The 7,255-nt window shown below is 37.9% G+C and carries 6 protein-coding genes and 1 pseudogene; all 7 read left to right on the plus strand.

The annotated features are described in order from the left end of the window. Nucleotides 1–196 precede the first annotated feature (196 nt). Complete coding sequence (gene nikA / locus J7J00_RS27030) at nt 197–1,819, plus strand: nickel ABC transporter substrate-binding protein (protein ID WP_214796184.1); 1,623 nt, start codon at nt 197–199, stop codon at nt 1,817–1,819. Between the two features lie 20 nt (nt 1,820–1,839). Next, nucleotides 1,840–2,784, plus strand: coding sequence for a nickel ABC transporter permease subunit NikB (gene nikB, locus J7J00_RS27035; protein ID WP_214796186.1), 945 nt, complete (start codon nt 1,840–1,842; stop codon nt 2,782–2,784). Further along, nucleotides 2,781–3,611 (plus strand): nickel ABC transporter permease subunit NikC, encoded by an 831-nt coding sequence (gene nikC, locus J7J00_RS27040; RefSeq protein WP_214796188.1) that lies wholly within the window; start codon nt 2,781–2,783, stop codon nt 3,609–3,611. Before nikB ends, nikC begins: the two co-directional genes overlap by 4 nt. Nucleotides 3,612–3,629: 18 nt before the next feature. Continuing rightward, nucleotides 3,630–4,457 carry a nickel import ATP-binding protein NikD gene (gene nikD / locus J7J00_RS27045; RefSeq protein WP_214796194.1) on the plus strand — a complete coding sequence of 276 codons (828 nt, stop codon included), beginning with the start codon at nt 3,630–3,632 and terminating at the stop codon, nt 4,455–4,457. Nucleotides 4,458–4,490: 33 nt separating this feature from the next. After that, nucleotides 4,491–5,312, plus strand: coding sequence for a nickel import ATP-binding protein NikE (gene nikE / locus J7J00_RS27050; protein WP_214796190.1), 822 nt, complete (start codon nt 4,491–4,493; stop codon nt 5,310–5,312). A gap of 98 nt (nt 5,313–5,410) precedes the next feature. Beyond that, nucleotides 5,411–6,727, plus strand: a complete 1,317-nt coding sequence (locus J7J00_RS27055; protein ID WP_214796192.1) for an MATE family efflux transporter — start codon at nt 5,411–5,413, stop codon at nt 6,725–6,727. A 364-nt stretch (nt 6,728–7,091) separates the two neighbouring features. Then, nucleotides 7,092–7,255: pseudogene (locus J7J00_RS28535) on the plus strand (IS110 family RNA-guided transposase); the annotation flags it as partial.

The following is a 7,255-nucleotide window of genomic DNA, read 5'->3' on the forward strand; positions in this document are numbered from 1 at the left end:
TCATCATACTGAGGGGCTCTGCTTTTTTCAAAGCCGATATTTAATGCTCTACAGGAATGCTAAAGGGGTAGTTGGATAAACAGGAGAAATGGATATATTTATATTTTTCGAGAATTTCGACATTATATTGACAATAATATAGTTACTCATTACACTTGAAAATGATTCTCAATATTGTACTGGAGGCACCAATGTTATGTCAAAAAGAAGAAACAGCAAACAAGTGTTATTTATATCAGCAATCGTTTTAATTTTATCAACGCTTTTACTTGGGTGTACAAATGAATCAAAAGAAAATTCAACTTCAAATAAAGACAATAAAGACATGCTTACTGTTGCTTGGCCTAGGGATATAGGAGAAATGAATCCGCATGTCTATAATCCTTCTCAATTATTCGCTCAATCGATGATATATGAACCTTTGGTTAGCTATCAAGATGGAGGCAAGCTGAAACCACATTTAGCTGAATCATGGGAAATTTCCAAGGATGGGAAGGAATATACGTTCAATCTACGTCAAGATGTGAAATTTTCTGACGGTACAAGCTTTAATGCTGAAATTGTGAAAAAGAACTTTGATGCTATATTGAAAAATGTTGATTTACATAGTTGGTTGGGCTTTATTCCGAAAGTGGATCAAACGGAAGTAATTGACCAAAACACGTTTAAACTAACATTAAAGGAGCCATATTATCCTACTATTCAAGAGTTAGCCGTCGTTCGTCCAGTCCGTTTCTTAGGTGATGCTGGATTCCCTAAAGATGGTGACACTTCAAAAGGCGTTACAAAACCAGTCGGTACAGGTCCATGGATTTTGGAAGAATATAAAGCAGATGAATATGCTATTTTCAAACGCAATGAAAATTATTGGGGTGAACTCCCTAAAGTAAAGAAAATCAAAATCAAGATCATTCCTGATGCTGAAACCCGAGTTCTTGCTTTTGAAAAAGGTGACCTAGACCTTATTTATGGTGAAGGCGTTATCAGTCTAGATGCTTTCAAACAATTAGAATCAACAGGTACCTATGAGACTAGTATTTCTGATCCGGTTGCGACAAGACAACTAGTAATGAATACGAAGAAAGAACAGCTTTCAGATTTACGTGTTCGTCAAGCGTTACAATATGGATTTAATAAAAAAGCAATGGTTGACGGAGTTACTTCTGGGTTGGAAGAGAAGGCAGATTTTATATTACCGACAAACTTCCCTTATACTTCAGACATTGATGTAGCACCGATTGATTATAATGTTGAAAAAGCAAAAGCTTTATTAGATGAAGCAGGATGGAAACTGCCAAAAGGAAAAAACGTTCGTGAAAAAGACGGAAAACCACTTGAAATCGAATTAATGTACGACTCTGCAGAATCGATTCAAAAAGCAATGGCCGAAACATTACAATCTGAGTGGGCTGCACTAGGTGTTAAATTAAATATCGTTGGAGTTGAGCTTACGGTACAAATTCAAAGATTTAAAGCTAATGATTTTGAATTGAATTTCTTTAGTAACTATGGCGCACCGTATGATCCCCATACTTTTGTAAACATCGTTGGTTCAGAAGGATTTGGATTTAACGAAGCCATTTCATCTTATCCGAACAGAGATAAGTTGTTAAAACAAATTGCATATGTTGCTGGAACAACAGATGAAAAAGAACGTCAAGAACTTTACTCAACTATTTTGGAATCACTACAAGAACAAGGAGCGATTGCACCTATTTCTTATATTAAGAAAATAGCTGTTTATCAAAAAGGTGTATCTAATTTTACATTCCCTGCTAACCGGGATGAACATCCATTCACAGGAATTAGCATCGAGTAGTAAGTTACAGGAGGGTTTTCATGGGCACTTATATCTTGAAACGAATTATGGCCATTATTCCCATCTTTCTTTTGGCCATCCTTCTAACGTTTGGAATGATTCACCTTTCACCCGTGGACCCAGCTGAGGCATATTTATCGGCAGCACATATCCAACCCACAGATGAGATGTTGGCTCAGAAAAGACATGAGTTTGGCTTAGATCAACCTCTCCATGTTCAATATGTAAACTCTATCATTAAGATATGCCAATTTGATTTTGGCATATCTTATCTTTCGAATAAACCTGTTTGGGACGAGGTTACATATCGAATGCCAGCGACCATTCAGTTAGCTTTAGGTAGCATCATATTAGCGGTCCTGGTCAGTGTCCCTCTTGGGTTTTTGGCAGGCATTAAGAAAAACAGTGGTATTGACCATTTAAGTCGACTTCTCTCTTATTTCGGGGCATCGATCCCCTCTTTTTGGCTTGGTTATTTATTGATTTTTTTCTTTTCTGTTAAACTCGACCTATTCCCTGTTGAAGGAATCGGGACTTGGCAACATCTGGTTCTCCCTTCCATTACTTTAGCTTTGCCATTAATAGCCTTGTATACTCGACTATTACGTGCTAGCGTTCTTGAGAATTTACAGGAACCTTATATCCTTTTTGCTCGCACAAGAGGGATTCATGAAAAAGTGATTATGGGAAAACATGTATTGAGAATAGCCATATCTCCTATGATTACTGGACTAGGGATGAATTTAGGAAAGCTGCTGACTGGAACCATTATCGTCGAAGCGGTCTTTTCCTGGCCAGGATTTGGTCGTTATTTTATTGAAGCTATTTTTAATCGGGATATTCCTGTCATTCAATGCTATGTGCTATTAGCAGCGGGACTATTCATTATTAGCAACTTGATTGTTGACCTGATTCAAATGTGTATCGACCCACGCATCTCCAGAAAAGGAGGGCAAAGTCAATGATAACAAGTCTTCGCATTATGATGAGAAGTCAGAAAGTGATTGTCCTTTGTTCGATAATATTGAGCTTCCTATTTATCATCACCATCTTGGCACCTTGGATTGCACCTAATGATCCTATTGCTGTCAATTTAGCTAATAAACTACAGCACTCTTCCTTTGAATATCCATTGGGAACTGATCATTTAGGAAGATGCACGTTATCACGCCTCTTATATGGAGCTCGCATTTCGTTAGGATTTGCCACATTAATCTTTATTTCATCTTTAGGCATCGGTTTAATTGTTGGAACCATTGCTGGTTATAAAGGCGGATGGGTGGACCAAGTGCTAATGAGACTTTGTGATGGTGTTATGGCATTTCCGAATCTTTTGCTCATTCTTGGACTTGTTGGTATATTGGGACCTGGCCTTAAACAGGTAATCTTAGCATTGATGCTTGTGCAATGGGTGTATTATGCGAGAATTTTCCGAGGAATGGTACTTAGTCTGAAAGAACAAAACTATATAGCGGCAGCTAAAATAAGCGGTTCTTCTCAATGGAAGATAATAAAGAAACATATCGTTCCAAATGTTCTCCCTCCGCTCGCTGTTATGGGTACATTAGAAATGGGTTGGGCCATCATGGATATATCTGCCATGTCGTTTCTGGGTTTAGGTGTGCAACCCCCTACACCAGAATGGGGAGCGATGATTCATGAAGGGAAATCGTATATTCGGACGAATCCAGAATTAATGCTATATCCAGGTTTGATGATTATGCTCGTTGTCGTCACCTTCAATTTATTAGGCGAAGCGCTATCAGAACGTTTTGGAGTCAAACGTCGTTAATAAAAAGGAATGAGAAGATTGAGAACAGAACGGTCGAATGTATTAAAAGTGAGCGATCTACATGTACAAGTAAAAACAAAAGATGGTGCTTCCACCCTCGTTCAGGATATTAATTTTGAACTGGAAAAAGGGAAGGTACTGGGTCTCGTTGGGGAAAGTGGGAGTGGTAAAACCGTTACGAGTATGTCCATTCTGCAGCTTCTTGATCGGAAAACAACGACGATTGAAGGTAGCATTACCCTCCAAGGACGAGAATTGAATGGTTTAGACGATAAAGAAATACGTGAAATTCGTGGCAAGGATATTGCCTTTATTATGCAAAATCCGATGAATTCATTTACGCCTGTTTTTACAATTGGCAATCAATTTATCGAAACGATTAGGTCTCATACCTCATTGAATAAAAAACAAGCAAAAGAGCTTGCCATCGATGCTATGCAAAATGTAAACCTGCCAGATCCCGCGAAACTATTAAAAAGCTATCCTTTTCAATTGAGTGGAGGTATGCTTCAACGCGTGATGATTGCGATGGCCGCATGTTTAAATCCTTCCGTCATTATTGCTGATGAGCCGACAACTGCACTCGATGTTCATAACCAATTACAAGTACTTCGCCACTTGGATAAAATTCGTGCTGAATATGGAACATCCATTTTACTAATTTCTCATGATCTAGGAGTCATTTCTGAAATGGCTGATGATGTAGTCGTTATGCAACATGGCAGAATTGTAGAAACTGCAAATGTATTTGAACTATTTGATAATCCGCAGCATGAGTATACAAAGAAACTGCTAAATGCCCGCCTTATCTTAAATCATGAAAAACCTATCACCCATATGTTGTGATATATAGATTGCATTCTTTTGAGGGGGGAACAAATGAGTTTATTACAAGTAAAGGCAGTAACTCATAGCTATAATTCTCATACGTTTTTTAAATGGAAAGATCATTCAAAAAAAGTACTCACTGACATTTCCCTCTCTATTGACGAAGGAACATGTTTAGGACTACTTGGGACGAGTGGAGCTGGAAAAAGCACATTAGGAAAAGTGATTCTTGGCTTAGAACGTCCACAGCAAGGACAAGTTCTGTTTCAAGGGCATGATATTTATACTGCTGATAAGCTTATTCGACAAAAGATACGCCGAGATCTACAAGTCGTCTTTCAAGATTCGTATTCATCTGTCAATCCACGAATGACAGCCGAGCATATTATAGGCGAACCATTAGAAAACTATGAAAAACTAACCGTAGCCGAACAAAAAAGAACCGTTATTGGGTTATTGGAAAGAGTAGGCCTAAGTGAGAATGATTTAAAAAAATACCCACACCAATTTAGCGGTGGACAATTGCAAAGAATTAATATTGCTAGAGCAATCTCTCTTAAGCCACTGCTAATCGTCTTAGACGAATCCGTAAGTAGTCTGGATATGGTTAATCAAACACTAATTTTAGAATTATTAAGTGAGTTAAAAAAAGACTTCGGCTTATCTTATCTTTTTATTACACATGATATTAAAGCGGCTTATTCAATCGCGGATACTTTGGGTGTACTGGAAAAAGGAGAATTAATCGAGCTTTACGATTCTAAAAATCAGTTTTTTTCATCAGAACATTCTGTCGTCAAACAGATGAGAGGTTCTATCCTTGCTGAGCATCCACGTTTTCGTTCTCTTCCAACGAGGATTAACAAGACCTAGTCTAGAATTTATATTTATTGATTGGAAGGCCTCGATTTCAACTTGAAAATCGAGGCTCTTGTTTATATTTTTTCTGAAGAACATATTGGAGGGAAAAGATGAATCATCGAACATACCTTGCTTTAGCCATCCCCTTAACGATTTCAACGATGACAACCCCTTTATTAGGGGCTGTGGATACAGCAGTTGTTGGTCAGCTTCCAGATCCGGCGTATATTGGAGGAGTTGCAGTAGGCAGTATTATTTTTAATACTTTATATTGGTTATTCGGCTTTTTACGAGTTAGCACGTCTGCGTTTACCGCTCAAGCTAATGGGGCAAACAATCAAGCTCAAGGAGCACTTGCTTTGTTTCGCCCTTTTTTATTAGCTGTCATTGTAGGTCTTTGTTTTATCCTCCTACAATGGCCGATTGAATATGCGGCTTTGAAACTGATCGCCCCTGATTCCGATGTTAGCAAATTTGCAGCGGAATATTTTCGCATTCGAATTTGGGGAGCTCCCTTCACTTTGATGAATTATGTAATTCTTGGTTGGTTGATGGGCATGTCGAAGATTAAAATATCCTTATTTTTACAAGTGTTCATGAATGTTCTAAATATTGTTCTTGCCATTTTGTTTGTTCATGTCTTTTCTTTGGCCGTAAAAGGGGTGGCTATGGCAACTTTAATCGCAGAAATCACAGCTTTCTTAATTGGCTTACTCCTATTATTGAAGGCATCACCGATTCAATGGAAAATGCCAGCTGTGGAAACTCTTATAGATTCACATTCTATGAAAAAGATGTTTATCGTTAACCGGGATTTATTTATTCGAACGATTTGTTTATTAGCCGTTTTTAACTTGTTTACAGCAAAAGGTGCTTCTTTTGGTACAGAACAATTGGCTGCAAATGCTGTATTGATTCAAATTCATTATATTATGGCTTATTTCTTTGATGGGTTTGCAAATGCTTCCAGCATTTTCGTAGGTAAAGCGATTGGTTCAAATAACGAAAACTTATATAAAAAAACGCTCACCTTGTCCTGGCAATGGTCAATTCTATCCGCCTTCTTCATTGCTTGCGCCTATGGACTATTTCAAGAACAGATTATTGGACTCTTCACGAATTTACCGAGAGTAATTGAGCTTTCGAATATATATGGAGCTTGGCTAATTATTTTCCCATTTGCAGCCTGTTTCGGACTCGTCATTTACGGTGTCTTTACGGGAGCGACTGAAATTGCACCGGTTCGAAACTCTATGATTTACGCGTTGATTGTGTATATTATTGTGCAAGTCACTACAACCCCCATCTGGGGCAATCACGGCTTATGGCTTGCCTTCATCGTCTTTAGTATGGGTAGATCTGGTTTTCTAGTTATGTATATCCCTAGACTGAATAAGAAAATTTTTCATGTTAAACAAGAATCGTGAATGCTCCTCTGCCGTCCTTAATTTTTAATTTTTTTCTTGAAAAGTAAAACAGACGGAGAAAAGTCTAGGATAGATCTTGGGCGTCCTTTCGCAATCATGATACAACAATAAATAATTTGATAGTAACATTATGAACAAGTGCAATCTAGGTTAGGCGATAGGGCCGATTCGTTCATTTTAAATTACGGGTGCTTTAATAGAAGTCCGGCTGCCATCTGGCAGCTTCTTTTGTTTATGCAACTAACGGGGCAGGTTAGCATTCCTGTAGATCGTTAAATATCAGGTTTGAAAAAAATAAAGCCCCTCAGTAAGATACGAGTATAGAGTCCAATCTAACTCAAAGTCTTAAGGAGGAAGCCTTACTATGAATTTTAAAATGCAAGACAAACAAAATCAACTAATAGAAAGAATTTCCGATACACATCTAATTGTAGGTGTGGATATAGCCCAACAATTACACGTTGCTCGAGCTGTTAACTTCCGTGGAATTGTAGTTGGAGATCCTCTTACATTTGAAAATAATGAAGA

It is taken from the genome of Bacillus sp. ISL-4 (assembly GCF_018613275.1).
GTDB classification, from domain to species: Bacteria; Bacillota; Bacilli; order Bacillales; family DSM-1321; genus Peribacillus; species Peribacillus simplex_E.

Bases quoted from the DNA above. Each gene is read 5' to 3' on its own strand.
- nikA (WP_214796184.1), top strand. From the start codon at position 197: ATGTCAAAAAGAAGAAACAGCAAACAAGTGTTATTTATATCAGCAATC.
- nikB (WP_214796186.1), top strand. From the start codon at position 1,840: ATGGGCACTTATATCTTGAAACGAATTATGGCCATTATTCCCATCTTT.
- nikC (WP_214796188.1), top strand. From the start codon at position 2,781: ATGATAACAAGTCTTCGCATTATGATGAGAAGTCAGAAAGTGATTGTC.
- nikE (WP_214796190.1), top strand. From the start codon at position 4,491: ATGAGTTTATTACAAGTAAAGGCAGTAACTCATAGCTATAATTCTCAT.
- J7J00_RS27055 (WP_214796192.1), top strand. From the start codon at position 5,411: ATGAATCATCGAACATACCTTGCTTTAGCCATCCCCTTAACGATTTCA.